This window comes from Parafrankia soli (genome assembly GCF_001854695.1).
GTDB classification, from domain to species: domain Bacteria; phylum Actinomycetota; class Actinomycetes; order Frankiales; family Frankiaceae; genus Parafrankia; species Parafrankia soli.
In genome coordinates, this window is record NZ_MAXA01000236.1 from 12,984 (window position 1) to 30,840 (window position 17,857).

Below are 17,857 nucleotides of genomic sequence, written 5' to 3' on the forward strand. Positions count from 1 at the left end.
ACAAGGATAGCAATGCTGGCCGCCATCCTCAACAGCCATCTCGAGAACAGCGGCGCCTGGTCAGAACGACCCATTGTTTGCTGAAAAGCTAATGGGTGGAAGGCGTCGTCTCCTGTAGCACACCCTCGTCGACCAGGCGCTCGATTTCCCCCTCGTCGAGGCCGAGCAGCTCGCGGGCGATCCGGCGGGTGTGCTCGCCGAGCATCGGCGCGGGGCGCAGCTCGACGTCCGGGATGTTCCGGAAGTGCGCGGGGGTGTTCTCGCTGGGCATCGGCCGCGGGATCAGCGGGTGCCGCGCGGTGCGGAACGCCCCGCGCGCCCGGAGGTGCTCGTCGTCCAGCAGCTCCGTGAGCCGCAGCATCATCCCGGCCGGCACGCCCGCCGCCTGGAGCTCGGACGCCGCGACGCGGGGCGGGCGCAGGCGGGTCCACGCCGCGATCAGCTCGTCGATCTCCTCCGAGCGTGCGAGGCGGTCCTGCGTGGTCGCGAACCGCGGGTCCGCGGCGAGGGACGGGCCACCGATCACCGCGGCGAGCCGGTGCCAGTCCGCGGAGTCCCGCACGTCGACGACGACCCACTCGTCGTCACCGCCGCACGGGTACACGCCCCGCGGCGCGTGCCGCTGCGAGCCCTCGGCCCGGCCGAGCGACGCCGCGGCGTACAGGTCGGGATTCTGGCCGAGGATGACCTCGGCCTGGGCGACGCTCACGGTCCCGCCACGGCCGGTGCTGCGCCGCCGGACGAGCAGAGCCAGGACGCCGATCGCCGCGACCCGGGCCGCGACGTGGTCCGGGTAGATCGTCGACGCGTCGGCGAAGCCGCCCGGATCACCGGCGAAACCGTCCGGGTCGTCTGAGGTGTCGTCCCGCCACAGCAGGCTGATACCGGTCGCGGCGCGCACGAGGGGGCCGTAGCCGAGCCAGCCGCCCCACGGGCCGTCCGCCCCGAAGGCGCTGGAATCGGCCACCACCAGCCGCGGGTTGACCCGGTGCAGCTCGGCCACACCGAGCCCCAGCTTCTCCATCGTCCCCGGCTTGAAGTTCGACAGCACGACGTCGGACTGCCGCGCGAGCGCCAGGAACAGCGCCCGGCCACGCGGGTGGCGCAGGTCCAGCCCCAGGCTCGCCTTGTTGCGGTTGCCCCAGGCGAAGACGGGGCTGATCGGCTCCACGGTGAGCGACTGCCGCGAGCCGTCGGGGAACGCCGCGCTCTCGATCTTGATCACCTCGGCCCCCATGTCGGCCAGGAGCCGCCCACTCTCCCCACCCACGACGATCACGCCGAGATCGAGCACCCGGAGTCCGTCGAGCGGCCGGCGCGACGCGGGAGGCGCCTGAGGCGCAGGAGGCGCAGGGGGCTCGGTGGTGCCGGCCGCATCGGGTCCCGCCACCGCCGCCGGACGATCACCGGGGGCCCCGCTGTCCGGCGGCTCACCCGCCGGTTCAGCCGCCGGTTCAGCCGCCGACTCACCGGCCCGCGGTGCCGGTGTGCGCAGGCCGGCCCGGTGGCCGTCGATCCCGAGCAGACAGTCCGGGACGAGCATCTCCCCCTCCGGCGTGGCGACGCCGGTGAACGTGCGGCGGGCGGCGAAGTGGTCCGCGCGCAGGACCCCGGTGAGGTCGAGCACCGCCGCCGCGGGAATCCCCAGCCGCTGGAGCTCGGCCGCGACCTCGTCGCGTTTCCGGTTGGCGAGCAGGCGACCGATCTCGGGATGCAGGACGTCCGCGACGGCGAAGCGCCGGGACATGTCCGCCAGCTCCGGGTCCGCGAACCGGGCGGGACGGCCCATCCACTCGAACACGGCCCGCCACTGCCGGGGCTTGAGGATGCACAGCCGGACGTAGCCGTCCGCGCAGCGGAACACCGGATAGAGATGGCCGGCGGCCGGGCGGCCCCGGGGGCCGTCGGAGGTGGGGATGCCGCTCGTCGCGGAACCCGCCATCCCGTAGCCGGGGTCGATGACCTGGACGGTGGTCTCGAAGACCGACACCTCCACGTCGTCGCCGACACCGGTGACCAACCGGTTGTGGTGGGCGAGCAGCGCCGACCACGCCGCGACCAGCGCCGAGGACTCCGTGGGCAGGGCGGCCGGTGGGAGCAGCGGTGGCCGGCCGGGCAACCCCGAGCGGGAGAGGAAGCCGGCGAGCGCGGCGTGCACGGCATCGGTGCCGGCCCAGTCCCGGTAGGGCCCGGACCGGCCGAACTCGGTGACGGAGACGACGACGAGCGCGGGAAACCGGCGCCGGAACTCACCCGCGTCGAGGCCCAGACTGTCCGGGAGCGACTCGGTGAGCCCCTCGATGACGATGTCGCTCCTCGCGAGCAGGCCCAGTAACCGCTTGCGGCCGCCGGCCGCCGCGAGATCGAGCGCCAGGGCGCGCTTGTTGAAGTTGTGCGTCTCGTGCCGGACGTCCGTACCGGGCGCCCGACCAGGAGCGTCGAGGGTTCCGGCCGGCTCGACCCGGACGACGTCGGCGCCGAGGTCGCCGAGCACCCGCGAGGCGAGCTCCGCGCCGCCGCGGCACAGGTCGACGACCCGGACGCCGGCCAAGGGCAGCTCGGCGCCGCCGCCCGACAGCCCCGTCACGGTCGCTGCCCCGTCCGGTCGGGCGGGGACCCGGCGCTGCTCTCCGGGGCGAAGCACGGCAGGGCGCCGCCCTCGCAGTCGAGGAACCGCACCCGGACCGGCAGGCCGACGGCCACCTGGTCCGGATCACAGTCCACGATGTTGGTCAGCATCGTCCACTCGCCGTCGACCTCGACGGTGGCGAGGACGAACGGGGTCGCGAAGTCCGGGGACAGCGCCCGGTGCACGACCGTGTGGGCCACGACCCGGCCCGTCCCGGTGCTCTCCACGTAGTGCCAGCCGGGCTCGCCGCATCCCGGGCACAGGCGTTCGGGGGGGAAGTACCGGATCCCGCAACCGCCGCAGTAGGGGACGAGCAGGCGATGCTTCGCTGCGGCGGACCAGAACTCGACGGAGAGCTCGGAGGGCGTGGGTGTCGATCGTGTCATTTCAGGCCTTCCCCAGGACGACGACCTCGTAGTGCCGGGTGCCGGACCCGGCGTTCGCCACGACGGCGACCTCGGCCCCCGGCACCTGGTGGACCGCCGTGCCGCGGATCTGCCGGACCGCCTCGGCCACCTTCAGCGTCATGTGCTGGGTTCCGTTCCAGGAGTAGGACAGGCAGCCACCCTCGGGGTTGGTCGGGTACCGGCCGTCGAGGGCGATGTGCCCGTCGTCGACGAACGCCCCGCCCTCCCCCTCGCCGCACAGCCCGATCACCTCGAGCTGCCTGAGGAGCTCGAACGAGTTGGGGTCGTAGAGGGCGAGCACGTCGGCGTCCCGCGCTGTGACGCCCGCGGCCCCGAACGCCCGCTGCGCCGCGGCGGCGCCCAGCCGGCCCACCGTCCGGTAGTCCAGCGGCGGCATGCCGTGGTTCCCGGCGAACTCCATCCCGGCCCCGAGCACGGCGACCGGCTGGTGGGGCAGATCGCGCGCCCGTTCCAGCGAGGTGAGCACGACGGCTCCGCCGCCCTCACCGGTGATGCACACGTCGAGCAGGTGGAACGGCGTCGCCACCAGGGGCGAGGCCAGGATGTCGTCGACCGTGTACGGGCCCTTCCCGTACATCATCGCCTCGGGATTCGACGAGCCGTTGTTCCGGATCGTGGCGGCGACGGTCGCCAGCTGCTCCGGGGTGGTCCCGAACCGGCGGATGTACCCCTGGGCGACCAGGGCGAACAGGGGAATGGAGTAGGCGCCCCAGACGTCGACGAACTCGACCTCCGCCACCGCCACGCCCACCGGCCCGCGGCCGCCGAACCTGCCCGACAACCCACCGCCGACGACGGCGACGTCGCACAGGCCCGCGGCGATCGCGGCAGCGGCCTTCATCACGCCGCGGGCACCGGCCGTGTCGAGCATCCCCTCGCCGACCCAGTTGAGTGACCGCCCCAGCGAGCGCGACCACGAGGCGCTCTCGTCGACCGTCCCGCCGGGGCCGGGCCAGTCCGCGGCGACCCCGTCGACGTCCGCGGGCCGCAGGCCGGCGTCGGCGATCGCGCCGAAGACGGCCTCCTGCGCGAGATCGAGCGCGGTGCGGTGCGGCAGCCGGCGCGCCTGTTCGGTGGCGTGCAGCCCGACGATCGCGACGTCACGCAGTGCCATCTGAGCCCGCCTCCTCGCGACCGAGCCACTCCCGGGCCCGCGTGTAATGACTCATCTCGCGTTCGACCAGGAGCGCCGTCGCGTGCGCGAGCTCAGTGCCGCTCGACGCGAGGTGGATGCTGCCCTCGACGGTCCATTTCCCGCCGTCCTTCCCGGCGAGCCAGGCCCGCGCGGTCAGCGGCCGGTTGATCGGCACCGGCTTGCGGTAGGTGACGCTCAGCGCCCCCGTCACCGCGAGCTGCTCCATCTGCACGGCGAGGTGGCCCACGATCTCGACGAACACGCCCGAGATCCAGCCCCCGTGCGCCACGCCCGGGCCGCCCTCGTGCTCCGGGCCGCAGCGCAGGCGGTAGTGGGCCGACCCGTCCGCGGCCAGCGTCTCTTCTTCCATCCCCATCCGGCAGCGCCCGAGCTGCCGGCAGGGGGGACACAGGACGGCGAACAGGTCGTCGCCGACCGGTTTCCAGTTCGGTTCGGTGCCGTTCGGCTGCTCTGTCAACGTGACCGCCCTACCACTCGACCGGGAGCGACTCCGGGGCCCGCACGAGCAGGCCGGACTTCCATGGCAGTTCCTCGACCGGCACGCCCAGCCGCAGCGAGGGGAACCGGCGCAGCAACGCGGCCAACGCGACCTGCAGCTCCATCCGGCCCAGCTGGGCTCCGAGGCAGTAGTGCGTGCCGTACCCGAAGGCCAGGTGATGGTTGGGGTGACGAGTGAAGTCCAGTTCGTCCGGGTGATCGAAGACGGCCTCGTCGCGGTTCGCGGACTGCGCGAACACGATCACGGCCTCGCCGGCCGACACCGTGACGTCGCCCAGCCGGACGTCCTCGGTGGCCACCCGGGGGTTGTTGCCGCCGGTGGACAGCTGGACGTGTCGCAGCAGCTCCTCCACCGCGCCGGGTATCAGCTCGGGCCGCGCACGCAGCGCCTCCCAGTGCCCGGGCTCGGTGAGCAGCACGTAGATGAAGTTGGACAGCTCACTCGCGGTGGTCTCGTGACCGGCGATCAGCAGGGTGATGCCGATGTCGATCAGCTCCTCCTCGCTGAGCCGATCCTCGTCGTCCCGCGCGGCGACCAGAGCACCCAGCAGGTCGTCCGTCGGGTGCGCCCGGCGGAGGGCCACCAGCTCGGCGAGGTAGCCCGCGAGCCTCGCCCGGGCGTCGACGACCTGTTCCTCGGTGTAGGCGGTCGTCGACAGCATGAAGTCGGCGAACTCACGGAACCGGTGCTGATCTTCCGGCGGCACGCCGAGCATCTCGCAGATCAGCGTGACCGGCAGCGGCAGGGCGAAGCCCCGAACGAGATCGGCGGGCGGCCCCGATCGCTCGATCTGCTCCAGGTGTGCCTCGACGATCTCCTGGGCACGAGGGCGTAACTGCTCGACGCGACGGCCGGTGAAGGCTCTGGAGATCAGCAGGCGTAACCGGGTGTGCTCCGGCGGGTCCATGCTCAGCAGCGCGGACGGCTGCGCCGGCCGCGGGGTGGTCCGTGGGACGTCCTCCCGGGCGACCGGCTCCTCCCGGCGGATCTTCGCCCACAGGGGATGGACTTCGAGGCCGGCCGATGGACCGAAAGGGAACCGGTGGACCTCGGTGTCGTCGGGCACGGCTTTCCTCCGTTCTCGCCGTCGCAACACAGACAGATCAGGTAAGTGGACAGGGCTCGCGGATCGTCAGGTTCGGGTCCGGGTCAGGACCCACCGGCGGCGCGCGGGAGCCGGCGACCGTCCGACTGCTCCGAGTCGTCGGTCACGAAACCGGAATCCGGGTCAAGGGAGGATTGGGCCGGGTGCACTACGCCCGGACCGGGAAGTTCACCGTGCTGAGCTGTCACCGGCGGCACGGTTCCGAGGAAATCACCCCGGCGTCCTGCCGTGGTTCACCGGCACGCAGCCACGACGCACGGCACCTTACGGAACCAGAATGCTGCCTGCTCTTTGTCGAACTCCGACGGAAAATACGCAGCCGCCAGCAAACACCGCGCCGGCGCCCGTCAGTTCTGCGCGATCCGGAACTCGCCCACCACTGCGACCGGAGACGGAGTCGCCCTTTCCGACACCGCCTGCCGACTCGCCGAGGGCCGCCCCCTGGATGGCCGCAGCCGCCGACCAGATTATAAACGATCTTCGGACGCTAACATTGACAAGATTAGAAGCCTTATCTCGATGTGTCTACTCCCATCTCGACACCCGGCGCGGATCCCGCGGACAGGAGCTGACCGGATGGAAGGTTGACCAGGCCGCAGGCAACCTCACCCTGGCCGCGCAGCCAGAATCGTTCCAGCAGGTCAGGAGCACTTTCCGACGATTTCACCGAGGACCGCGCGCGAGCTCACCGGCGTCGGGCGAGCGCGCAGCACGAGGGTCTCCGGCCCCGCTCGCAGTTGGCGGCCGGCCGGACTTCGAGCGGGTGAACGGGGCCTGGAACGGCGGAGCCCACCGCCACCCGACAAGCTCCGCGTACGGACCACTTTCGGAGCAACAAACAGGCCCGGGCTGGCCTGAATCTGCTTTGCGACAAGTAATGGAGCGTCCGGACGGATGAGGGCCTGCGCGGCGACTAAATACAAAGACGCGGTTGACAGGCCGTAGGGGCCGGTGGGATATATCGGTACCGACGTGGCGCGACGGGAGGCGGCGCAGATGGCTCGACCGATGGAGGGCGTCCGAGTGCTGGAGGTCGCCCAATACACTTTCGTCCCCGCCTCCGGAGCGGTTCTGGCCGACTGGGGCGCGGACGTGATCAAGGTCGAACACGCCGAGTACGGCGACGCCCAACGCGGGCTGATCCGGCTGCTGGGTCTCGATGTCTCCAGCAACGGAAACGCGTTCTTTCCCATCATGGAGGCCCCCAACCGCGGCAAACGCAGCATCGGGCTCGCGCTCGAAAAGCCCGGCGCGCGCGTCGTTCTGGAGAAGCTCGTCGCGCGGGCCGACGTGTTCGTGACGAACTTCCTGCCCAGGTCACGGTCCCGACTGAAGATCGACCTCGAGGACATCAGGGCAATCAATCCCAACATCATCTATGTGCGGGGCAGCGGTTTCGGCCAGCGTGGCCCGGAGCGTGACAAGGGCGGGTACGACGGCACCGCGTTCTGGGCCCGGGGCGGCAGCGCGTCGGGCGTCACCCCACCCGGAGCCGAGCGGATGACGAAGATGCCAGCCGGCGCCTACGGCGATTCGATGGGCGGGCTGACGATCGCCGGCGGCATCGCCGCGGCCCTCTACCGGCGCGCGGCGACCGGTGAGCCCTCGGTGGTGGACGTGTCCCTGCTCGGCGTCGGAGCATGGACCACCCAGTTCTCGGTGAACCTGGCCCTGCTGGCCGGCGGACCGCTGCCGGACGTCGAGGAGCCCCGGCACGGCGCGCCGACGAACCCGCTGATCGGCGCCTTCCGGACCGCGGACGACCGGTGGCTTCAGCTGTCGATGCTCCAGCCGGGGGTGTACTGGCCGGAGTTCTGCACGGTCGTCGGGCGCCCGGAGCTCGCCGAGGACGAACGGTTCAACTCGACCGAGAAGATCATGGCGAACGCCGCGGAGGCCGCCGATCTGGTGGCCGAGATCATCGCCTCCCTGACCTACTCCGAATGGCTCAAAACCGTCGAGGGGATGAAGGGCCAGTGGGCCGTGGTCCAGGACGCCTGGGGCGTCGGCCAGGACGTTTCGCTGCGCGCCAACGGCAACATAGGAACCCTCGTCGACGCCGAGGGCAGGAACCGTGAACTCGTCGCGAACCCCGTCCAGTTCGACGAGACACCCGCAGACCTCGGCCGCGCGCCGCGCTTCGCCGAGCACACCGACGAGATCCTGCAGGAGCTGGGTTGGTCGGAGGAGGAGATGATCCAGCTGAAGATCGACGGCGTGGCAACCTGACCCGGGCCGCGGGAAAGTCCGAGGTATCACCCACCCGATCAGCACCAGGCCCCCGGCCTGCGCCCGGTCGGCGAACTCCGCGCATTCGCCCACTACTCGCCGCCTGCCGCCGAGAAACCCGCCACGCACCGCACCGTAAGCACCGATCACATGATCGGAAGCACTGCCGTCACCCATCCGACACCGAAAACTCTCCACGGAGAGGCTCACCGCAATCCACACCGGTTCCCGGGCCGTTTCAGAATGTGCCGGCAGACGCCGACGTCGATGTCGCTCCCCGCCGGGCCCTGCCCGCCGTGCGCTGTGTCCTGACCCCGCTGCCAGACAACGGGATCGCATCCAGAACACCCGGATCAGACCGGAACAAACCCATCCCCGAATCGCACCACGACTCGGCGGACTCATCGGTGGTTGACTTCCGCCTGGGCCGCGGGCCGGCGTGCCCGTGTGCCCAGAACCTGATTCCGGTGTGCCGCCGCGCGCATCACCGAATGTGTGGCGGCAGCGGTCCACTCGCCTCAGCCCGTCAACTCGGAGCATCGCCACCTGCATATTTCTCCAGATTCCGCTTGTGAAACGGACAGGCGGTCCGTACCGTGGCCGTTCATATCGGACCGGAGGTCCGATTCGACAGATCGACCGGCCGGGGACCCGGCCGCACCGCCAGGCGGGTGCGGCCCGGCGGCCTGCGATCTCGCCACGAACCACACCGTCCCGGCCGACGGAAGTACAGATCACCTATCGCGAGACGAGGGACATCAACATGCGGAATTCGGGGATCCTGCTCGGCAGGTCGGCATGCGGACGGCAACCGCGACAGCCGGTGGGCGTGCGCTTAGCCGCGTTAGGAGCTTTAGGCGCTCTGGCCGCGAGCCTGTTCCTCGCCGGTTGCGGCGACAGCGACGACAACGGGAGCAGCGGGACGGCGGGCGACACCGGGACCGCCGCCGAAGTTCTGGGCCCGGTGGCGCAGGCAAAAGGTGACCCGGTGAAGATCGGAATCATCTCGGACGGCAAGGGCCCCGCCGCGGACCTCTCCTACGAGTTCAAGGTCTCCGAGGCGACCGTCAAATACCTCAACGAACACCGCTCCGGAATCGCGGGCCGGCCCATCGAGCTGGTGGAGTGCGAGGCGCTGGCCGACCCGGCCAAGGCCACCGACTGCGCGAACCGGATGGTCGAGGAGAACGTCGCCGCCGTCGTCGTCGGCTCGGCCGGGGCCGGGGAGCAGATCTGGGAGCCGCTGCACGCCGCGCACGTCCCGGTGATGTTCTACACCGCCAACGGCGCCGGGTCGCTGGGCGACCGCGAGTCGACCTTCGTCCTGGCCGACCAGTTCTTCCCCCTGGTCACCCTGCCGGTCAAGGTCGCCAAGGACGAGGGCGCCAAGAAGGTGACGGCCATCGCGATCGACCTGCCCATCACCAAAGGCCTCTTCCAGATCATCAGGCCTCAGCTCGAGCAGCAGGGCCTCGCGCTCGACGTCATCCTGATCCCGCCGGGCACCGCCGACATGACGCCGCAGATGCAGAGCATCATCAGCGGCGACCCCGGGATCGTGCACGTGGTCGGCAGCGACGCCTTCTGCATCAGCGCCTTCAACGGACTGCGCGCGGTCGGGTACGACGGGCCGCGCACGGCCATCGCGCACTGCGTCAGCGACGCGACCCGGGAAGCCGTACCCGGCGACTTCCTGGAAGGCATGACGATCACCGCGACCGCCCCGATCGGCTCGGACGACCCGGCGATCCGCCTCTTCAACGCCGTGGTGGAGACCTACGGCAAGGACATCGACGTCACCGAGGCCGGCGCCGCGGCCATGTACCTCACGGTCTCCGCCTTCCACTCCGCGCTCGAGGGGATCACGGGCGACCTCACCCCGGCCACCGTCACGGCCAAGATCAAGGCAATGCCGGAGAAGGACCTGCCGGGCGCGACCGGACTGCGGTTCCGGTGCAACGGCAAGGCGTATCCGGCCTCCCCGGCGGAATGCTCCCGAGGCGGTCTCCTGACGATCCTGGACGAGAAAGGCCGGCCCACCACGTACGAGGCGGTCGGAGTGACGCCGATCGAGGACTGAGACGACGGCCAGCTCGCTGTCACAGCCCTCGACCGGGACGACGTCGGGAGATCGTCATGGATCATGTCGCCTCGCTCCTCCTCGGGCTCGGCAACGGAGGGGTGTTCGCGGCGTTGGCCGTGGCACTCGTGCTGACCTACCGCAGCTCGGGTGTCATCAACTTCGCGACCGGAGCGATCGCTTCCTACGTCGCCTACACGTACGCCTGGCTACGGGACGGCGAGCTGCTCGTGCTCGTGCCCGGCCTGCCGACGTCGGTCGGCCTCGGCAGGCCGCTGGGCTTCGCCGCGGCGGCGCCGATCGCCCTCGCGATCGGCGCGCTGCTCGGCGCGCTGCTCTACCTGCTGGTGTTCCGACAGCTGCGCGAGGCACCGCCGCTGGCCAGAGCGGTCGCCTCCCTGGGTGTTCTCCTCGTGATCCAGTCGCTGTTGGTGATCCGGGTCGGCGTGGCGCCGGTGAGCGTCAAGACGATCTTCCCGGGAGAGCGCTGGCGGCTCGGCTCGTTGACCGTGCTCTCCGACCGCTTCTACCTCGCGTTGTCAGTGCTGGTGCTGACCCTCGCGCTGACCGCCGTCTACCGCTTCACCCGCTTCGGGCTGCTCACCCGGGCGACCGCCGAGTCGCAGACCGGCGCGTACGTGAGCGGCGTGAACCCCGACCGGGTGGCCCTGCTCAACTGGATGATCAGCAGCGCGGTCGCCGGCGCGGCCGGGATCCTCATCGCCCCGTTGACCCCGCTCGCGCCGGCCACCTACACCCTGTTCGTCGTTCCGGCGCTGGCCGCCACGGTCGTCGGTGGCTTCCAGCATCTGCTTCCGGCCGCCGCCGCCGGGCTTGCCATCGGCATGCTCCAGGCGGAGGCGATCGCGCTGGCCGCGGACCACTCCTGGCTGCCGCAGAGCGGGTCGGCGGAGCTGGTGCCGCTGGTGGTGATCCTGGTGGCGCTGCTGGCCACCGGACGGGGCCTGCCCGTGCGTGGCACTCTCGTCCGCCAGCCCCTCGGCCGGGCGCCCCGGCCACGTTCGCTGCTCCTGCCGACCGTCATCGGCACCCTGATCGGCGTCATCGCGCTGCTCGCCACCGACGGAACCTGGCGCAGCGCCGTCATCGGCACGTTCATCGCGGCCGTCATCGGCCTGTCCCTCGTCGTCGTCACCGGCTACGCCGGCCAGGTGTCGCTGGCCCAGCTCGCCCTCGCCGGCAGCGCCGCCTTCACCCTGTCCGGCCTCACCCGGAGCTGGCATGTGCCGTTCCCGTTCGCGCCGCTGCTGGCCGCCCTGGTCGCCACCGTCCTCGGTGTGCTCGTCGGGCTGCCCGCCCTGCGGCTGCGCGGCCTGACCCTCGGGGTCGTCACCCTCGCCCTCGCCCACGCCATCGAGGCCGTCTGGTTCCGCAACACCGACATCGTCAGCGCCAGCGGCGCCCTGGTGACCCAGCCCTCGCTGTTCGGCCTCGACCTGAGCATCGGCACCGGTCACGCGTTCCCCCGCATCCAGTTCGGTCTGCTCTGCCTGGCCGTGCTCGTCGCCACCGCGTGGGGCGTCGCCCGCCTGCGGAGAAGCGCGCTGGGGTCGGCCATGCTCGCCGTCCGCGCCAACGAGCGGTCCGCGGCCGGCATCGGCGTGAACGTCGTGCTCATCAAGGTCGTGAGCTTCGCGCTGGCGTCCTTCATCGCCGGTCTCGGCGGCAGCCTGCTCGCCTACCGGCAGAGCACGGTCACCTACGAATCGTTCACCGCGATCAGTGGCCTGACTCTGCTGTCGACGGCGTACCTCGCCGGAGTGACCTCGGTGTACGGCGGCATTCTCGCCGGTGTGACGGCCGGGACCGGCATCATCTTCATCGCCCTGGACCGGTGGGTCGACCTCGGGGACTGGTTCCCCGTCCTCTCCGGGCTCGGGGTGGTCGCCGTCGTCCTCGTCCACCCCGAGGGGGCGGCCAGCGCCGGCCACCACCTCGCCGACCGCCTGGCCCGCCTTCGCGGCGGACGGAGCCGGAGCGGCGGAAAGCCGGCACCGTCCGCGCCGGCACAGAGCGTGGCAGCGGGGGACGTGGCAGTACAGGACATGGCGGCGCAGCACGCTCCGACCGGGGGGAAGCCGGCGGCGGTCGCAATGGCGGACGCGACCTCGGAGACGGCAGCTGTCCCGGAAGCCGGCACCGCTGTGGACGCCGGCACCGCTGTGGACGCGGCGGCGGAAGGGGCGCCGGGTCTCGACGTCACCGGGCTCACCGTGCGCTACGGCGGCACGGTCGCGGTCTCGGACGTCTCGCTGGGGGTGCCAGCCGGGCGGATCGTCGGCCTGATCGGCCCGAACGGCGCGGGCAAGACCAGCGTGATCGACGCGGTCACCGGCTTCACCCGAGCTCAGGGCGAGGTGCGGTTCGGCGGGCAGCGCATCGACCAGCTGGCGCCGCACCAGCTCGTGCGGCGCGGCCTGGCCCGGACCTTCCAGTCCCTCGAGCTCTACGACGACCTAACCGTCGAGGAGAACGTCGGCGCCGCCTTGTTCGGCACCCGCGGCGAGGGGCTGCACCGTGCCCTGCACGCCGCGCTCGACCTCGTCGGCATCGGTGACCGGGCCGACCGGCCCGCCGGTGAGCTCAGCCAGGGTGAACGCCAGTTGGTCTCGATCGCCCGTGCCTGTGCCACCGGCCCCCGGATCCTCCTGCTCGACGAACCGGCCGCGGGACTCGACTCCACCGAGACCGCGTGGCTCGGCAGGCGCATCCAGGCGATCGGCCGGTCCGGCGTCGGGCTGCTGCTCGTCGACCACGACATCGCCCTCGTGCTCGGCGTCTGCGACTACATCTACGTGCTCGACTTCGGAACGGTCATCGCCGAAGGCACCCCGGCCGAGATCCGCGCCAGCCGGGCCGTCGCCGATGCCTACCTCGGCACCACCCACGACACCCCAGCGGTGATCTCGTGAGCTCGTCGTGAACCCCGTCCAGTTCGACGAGACGCCCGCGGAACTCGGCCGCGCGTCACGCTTCGCCGAGCACACCGACGAAATCCTGTGGGAGCTGGGCTGGTCGGACGACGAGATGATCCAGCTGAAGATCGACGGCGTGACGACCTGACCCGGGCCGCGGGAATGCCAGAGGTATGACCTACCCGATCAGCATCGGGTAAACGGAAGCATCTCTCCGGAAAGACCCTCCCAGGAACCCGTACCGGTTCCTGTGCTGTTCCAGGGTGCGTCGGCCGACGCCGATGCCGGAGCCGTTCGCTATCGGGCTCCGCCCTGCGCGCGCTGTTTCCCGGCCCCACCGCCGGACAATGGCGCGCACCCCGCTCGGAACCAGACCGGAAGCCGGCCCGACTCCGATAACGCGACCGCTACCCGGCGGACTCGTCCACGGGCGCATCACCCGCGCCCAGTATCCGGGCAGCCGCCGTCGCCGTGCTGATCGCCGAACGGCCACCGGCAGCGATCTGTCCGCCTCGGCTCGCCCGTTCAGACCATCGTCACCTGCGTCTTTCTTCGGATTCCGCTTGTGAGGCGGACCGGCGGTCCGTACGGTGGCTCCCTGCATACCGGACCGGCGGTCCGATTCGACGGGATCGGCTGGCCGGGAACTCGACCGTGCCGGCGGCGGGTGACCCGGGGACCTGTGGTCTCGCCACGAACCACACCGTCCCGGCCGGCGGCGGTACAGCACACCCAACGCGAGACGAGGGACATCAACATGCAGAAGTCGGGGATCCTGCTCGATAGGTTGACGCGCAGGCGGCAACCGGGACAGCCGGTGGGCGTGCGCTTAGCCGCGTTAGGGGCGTTAGGCGCCCTGGCCGGGAGCCTGTTCCTCGCCGGCTGTGGTGACAGTGACGACAGCGGGACGGCGGGCGACACCGGGACCACCGCCGAGATCCTGGGCCCGGTGGCCCAGGCAAAGGGCGACCCGGTGAAGATCGGGATCATCTCGGACGGGCAGGGCCCCGCCGCGGACCTCTCCTACGAGTTCAAGGTCTCCGAGGCCACCGTCAAGTACCTCAACGAGCACGGCTCCGGAATCGCGGGCCGGCCCATCGAACTCGTGCAGTGCGAGGCGCTGGCCGACCCGGGCAAGGCCACCGACTGCGCGAACCGGATGATCGAAGAGGACGTCACCGCCGTCGTCATGGGCTCCTCCGGGGCCGGGGAGCAGATCTGGGAGCCCCTGCACGCCGCGCACGTACCGTCGATGTCCTATACCGCCAACGGCGCCAAGTCGTTGGCTGACGGCGATTCGACCTTCGCCCTCAGTGACCAGTTCTTTCCCCTGGTCACCATGCCGATCACGGTGGCCAAGGACGAGGGCGCCAAGAAGGTGACGGTCATCGCGATCGACCTGCCCGTCACCACCGGTCTCTACCAGCTCACCAGGCCTCAGTTCGAGCAGCAGGGCATCGCGCTCGACGTCATCCTGGTCCCGCCGGGCACCGCCGACATGACGCCGCAGATGCAGAGCATCATCAGCGGCGACCCCGGGATCGTGCAGGTGGTGGGCAGCGACGCCTTCTGCATCAGCGCCTTCAACGGACTGCGCGCGGTCGGGTACGACGGGCCGCTCGCGGCCATCGCGCACTGCATCACCGACGCGACCCGCGAAGCCGTGCCCGGCGACTTCCTGGAGGGCATGACGGTCACGGCGACCGCCCCGCTCGGCTCGGACGACCCAGCCGTCCGCCTCTTCGAAGCCGTGATGAAGACCTACGGCAAGGACATCGACACGACCGAGGCCGGCGCGGCCGGCATGTACCTCACGGTCTCCGCCCTCCACTCCGCCCTCGAGGGGATCACGGGCGACCTCACCCCGGCCACCGTCACGGCCAAGATCAAGGCAATGCCGGAGAAGGACCTGCCGGGCGCGACCGGACTGCGGTTCCGCTGCAACGGCAAGGCCTATCCGACCCTCCCGGCGGAATGCTCCCGAGGCGGTCTCATCACGACCCTGGACAAGAAGGGCCAGCCCACCACGTACGAGGCGGTCGGAGTGACGCCGATCGAGGACTGAGACGACGGCCAGCCCGCTGTCACAGCCTCAACCGGGATGACCGGCCTGCCGATGTCACTCGGCGTCGGCAGGCCGCCGGCCTGCACCCTCGGGACCACGGGTATCCCAGCGCAGCTCGACCGTGAGCCGCCCGTCGTCGACATCGACGATCGCCTGGACGGCTCCGGTCAGCGCGGGGGGCTCCGTCTGGCCCGGCCAGGCTGCCGAGACGAAGACGCTGCCGCCCTCGGCGTCACTCCACAGCGTGAGCAGCGCCCGGTTCTCCGGCAGCACCGCGAGCGTGCGGTCGAGCAGGTCGACCAGCCCGGCCCGCAGCTCCAGCGGAATGTTCGCCGGCTCCCCCGCGACCTGCACCTCGACGGTCATCCCACGGCCCTCCGCGGCGGCGACGACCGCCTCGATGTCGGCGGCGAGCGTGGCCGGGGTGGAGCCCGCACCACCCTGGACGAGCATGCGGCGGATCGCCCCCGCCTGCCGGGCACACTGCCGACGCCACCGGCGGTCCCGCGGGTCGGCTGTCCCGTCGGCGAGCGCGTCGAGGGTCGGCAACACGTCGTCGCGGATGGTGCCCAGCCACCGCACCCGCTCCCGGCGGATCATCACGTCGGAGTCCCGGCCGGCGGCCGTCTCCGCCTCGGCGCGGGCGGCCCGCGCGGTGGTGTCGGCGGTCCGCCGCAGCAACGGTCCCATCATGGCCACGATCAGCTGAAGCCCGGTGATTCCGTACGCGAGCGAGAGCAGCCGCGAGACGGTGAGCGGATCCGTCACGCCGCGGACGACGACGGTCGCGACCACGGCGGCCACGACGACGGCCATCGCCGCGAGCGACTCCACCGCCCGCCGGGACGCCGTCACGAACGCGACCAGCAACCCCACCGCGATCAGCGGCCAGTTCACCACCCGCAGCAGGTCGCCGTCGTCGACGTTGGCGCTGGCCAGCACCGCCCCGATGGCCAGCGCCGTCATACCGGCCGCCTCCGGCCCCGACAGCGGACGGCGGCGGACCACCGACGCGACGGTGACCGTCGCGGCCGCGAGCACCAGCCAGACACCGACAGCCGTGGCCGCGGAGTGGACCCGTCCCAGCGTGACGAGCAGCGGCAGCAGCATCAGGACCTGCCAGGCGATGGCGAGGGCGGCGATCACCACGCGCAGGCCGGCGGCGTAGTCGTGCCGAAGGTCCGCCGCGGTCGTCTCACGCGTGGTCTCCGCACCGGCCCGGCTACCAGAGGCGCTGCCGGCGCTGCTGCCGGCGGCCGGGCCGCCGGCGGCCGGGCGCGGGTCCGCGTTCGCGCCGTGGTCCGGCCAGGTCAGCGTCACGGTGGTGCCGCGCCCGGGCGCGGAGTCGATCGTCGCCAGGCCGCCGGCGTCCCGGACCCGCGCGAGGACGGACTGACGCACCCCGAGCCGGTCGGGAGCGAATCTGCCCGGCTGGAAGCCGGCGCCCCGGTCGCTCACCCGGATCGTCAGCCGCCGTGGCGACCGCTCCAGGCACACCCACGCCTCGCCCGTCCCCGCGTGCCGCTCGACGTTGGCCAACGCCTCACCGGTGGCGCCGGCCAGCGCGGCCACGACCGCCGCCGACGGCCCGCCGGCCTCCTCACCGGCAGCGGGATACCCGTCAGCGGGATGCCCGTCGGCCGGCTGCCCGTCGGCCGGCTGCCCGTCGGCCGGCTGCCCGTCCTCGAGCGGCGCCGTTCCGGTCAGGTGCACGGTCAGGCCGCGTTCCCGGGCGCTGCTCACCACCGCGGCGAGAGCGGCGTCCAGGCCGATGGCCGGTGGGCCGTGATCGTGGGCGAGCAGGTGGCGCACCGCCGCGGCGCCGGCCGCGCACCGGCGCCGCGCCAGCGCGAGATCGTCCCCCCCGCCCCAGGCGATGCCCGTCAGGATGTTGAGGACAGTGTCGTGCAGCAGCCGTTGGCGCTCCCGCCGGTCACGGTCGAGCGCGAGCACGAGCACCCTCGCCCGGTGGCCGAGCATCGCCGAGGTGAGGCGGTCGTCCGCCCGTCTGGTCGACTCGCGCAGGCGGCACACGGCGAGCGCGAACAGGACGGGCACGACCAGGGTGAAGGTGACCGCGGTGAACACCTGGGGCCGCCCGTCATGTCCGCCGACGACGACCGACACCACCAGAACGGTCTCGGCGGCGGCGAACGCGCGCGGCGGCAGCGCCCACGCCGCCGTCAGCCCGGCGTGGAAGACGGCGAGCATCACCCAGCTCCCGGTGTCACCGGCGGACGCCGGCGGCAGGCAGACCGAGCTCAGCGCCGCGGGGGCGGCCGCAGCCACGACGGTGCCGGCAGCGAGCGGCACGCCCACACCGTGGCGCAGGCTGACGACCACGAAGAGGACACCCCACGCGGAGGCCGCCACGACGACCGCCACCGCGGCGGCCTCGTGCGCGTACCAGGAGTTCCACACCGCGAGGTAGACCGGTGTCAGGACGAGGCCGGCCGACCGCAGCGCCGCGAGCGCCCGGACGGTCGACCGCTCCAACGCCGCGCTGGCCCGGGATGACGCCGCGCCGGCCAGGTCGTCGCGGTACCCGGGACGGCCGGTCGCGAACGGAACCGATGGCCACGGTGCCGACATCGACGTGGCCGGGGTAGCCGCGAGAGCCACGGGCGAGGCCCGGTTGCCCGACGGCAGCGGGCGTTCGTGGCCCCCGCCCCCGCCTGACGTCCCCATGACGCCACCCTGCCACGAAGCTCACCGGGCATCCCAGCGACC

11 protein-coding genes are annotated in these 17,857 nt (G+C 71.8%); 5 read left to right on the forward strand and 6 right to left on the reverse strand.

Annotation, left to right across the window (positions count from 1 at the left end; all coding sequences use genetic code 11):
• Nucleotides 1-88: 88 nt before the first annotated feature.
• From BBK14_RS24825 to BBK14_RS24845, 5 genes are read right to left on the reverse strand one after another with little or no spacing between them, the layout of a single operon-like run.
• Nucleotides 89-2,587 (reverse strand): CaiB/BaiF CoA-transferase family protein, encoded by a 2,499-nt coding sequence (locus BBK14_RS24825; protein WP_071065665.1) that lies wholly within the window; start codon nucleotides 2,585-2,587, stop codon nucleotides 89-91.
• A complete protein-coding gene (locus BBK14_RS24830) occupies nucleotides 2,584-3,015 on the reverse strand; it encodes a Zn-ribbon domain-containing OB-fold protein (RefSeq protein WP_071065666.1) in 432 nt (143 codons plus the stop codon). The genes BBK14_RS24825 and BBK14_RS24830 overlap by 4 nt, the downstream gene beginning before the upstream one ends.
• A gap of 1 nt (nucleotide 3,016) precedes the next feature.
• Nucleotides 3,017-4,171 (reverse strand): thiolase family protein, encoded by a 1,155-nt coding sequence (locus tag BBK14_RS24835; protein ID WP_071065667.1) that lies wholly within the window; start codon nucleotides 4,169-4,171, stop codon nucleotides 3,017-3,019.
• Nucleotides 4,158-4,670: a PaaI family thioesterase gene (locus tag BBK14_RS24840; RefSeq protein WP_083391231.1), complete on the reverse strand. Its 513-nt coding sequence runs from the start codon at nucleotides 4,668-4,670 to the stop codon at nucleotides 4,158-4,160. Before BBK14_RS24840 ends, BBK14_RS24835 begins: the two co-directional genes overlap by 14 nt.
• 10 nt (nucleotides 4,671-4,680) lie before the next feature.
• Nucleotides 4,681-5,778 carry a cytochrome P450 gene (locus tag BBK14_RS24845; RefSeq protein ID WP_071065668.1) on the reverse strand — a complete coding sequence of 366 codons (1,098 nt, stop codon included), beginning with the start codon at nucleotides 5,776-5,778 and terminating at the stop codon, nucleotides 4,681-4,683.
• 1,035 nt (nucleotides 5,779-6,813) lie between these two features.
• On the opposite strand from BBK14_RS24845, the gene BBK14_RS24850 reads away from it, so the two are divergent.
• The 5 genes from BBK14_RS24850 to BBK14_RS24865 all read left to right on the forward strand — a co-directional run bounded on the left by BBK14_RS24850 (nucleotide 6,814) and on the right by BBK14_RS24865 (nucleotide 15,127).
• Nucleotides 6,814-8,046, forward strand: a complete 1,233-nt coding sequence (locus BBK14_RS24850) for a CaiB/BaiF CoA transferase family protein (RefSeq protein WP_071065669.1) — start codon at nucleotides 6,814-6,816, stop codon at nucleotides 8,044-8,046.
• A 763-nt stretch (nucleotides 8,047-8,809) separates the two neighbouring features.
• Nucleotides 8,810-10,126, forward strand: a complete 1,317-nt coding sequence (locus tag BBK14_RS24855) for an ABC transporter substrate-binding protein (protein WP_071065670.1) — start codon at nucleotides 8,810-8,812, stop codon at nucleotides 10,124-10,126.
• 56 nt (nucleotides 10,127-10,182) lie between these two features.
• A complete protein-coding gene (locus BBK14_RS24860) occupies nucleotides 10,183-13,059 on the forward strand; it encodes a branched-chain amino acid ABC transporter permease/ATP-binding protein (RefSeq protein ID WP_071065671.1) in 2,877 nt (958 codons plus the stop codon).
• A gap of 7 nt (nucleotides 13,060-13,066) precedes the next feature.
• Nucleotides 13,067-13,210 (forward strand): hypothetical protein, encoded by a 144-nt coding sequence (locus tag BBK14_RS37330; RefSeq protein WP_198541427.1) that lies wholly within the window; start codon nucleotides 13,067-13,069, stop codon nucleotides 13,208-13,210.
• 675 nt (nucleotides 13,211-13,885) lie between these two features.
• Nucleotides 13,886-15,127: an ABC transporter substrate-binding protein gene (locus BBK14_RS24865; RefSeq protein WP_241831829.1), complete on the forward strand. Its 1,242-nt coding sequence runs from the start codon at nucleotides 13,886-13,888 to the stop codon at nucleotides 15,125-15,127.
• A 54-nt stretch (nucleotides 15,128-15,181) separates the two neighbouring features.
• On the opposite strand, the gene BBK14_RS24870 is transcribed toward BBK14_RS24865, so the two are convergent.
• Nucleotides 15,182-17,815: a sensor histidine kinase gene (locus BBK14_RS24870; protein WP_071065673.1), complete on the reverse strand. Its 2,634-nt coding sequence runs from the start codon at nucleotides 17,813-17,815 to the stop codon at nucleotides 15,182-15,184.
• Nucleotides 17,816-17,857 lie beyond the last annotated feature (42 nt).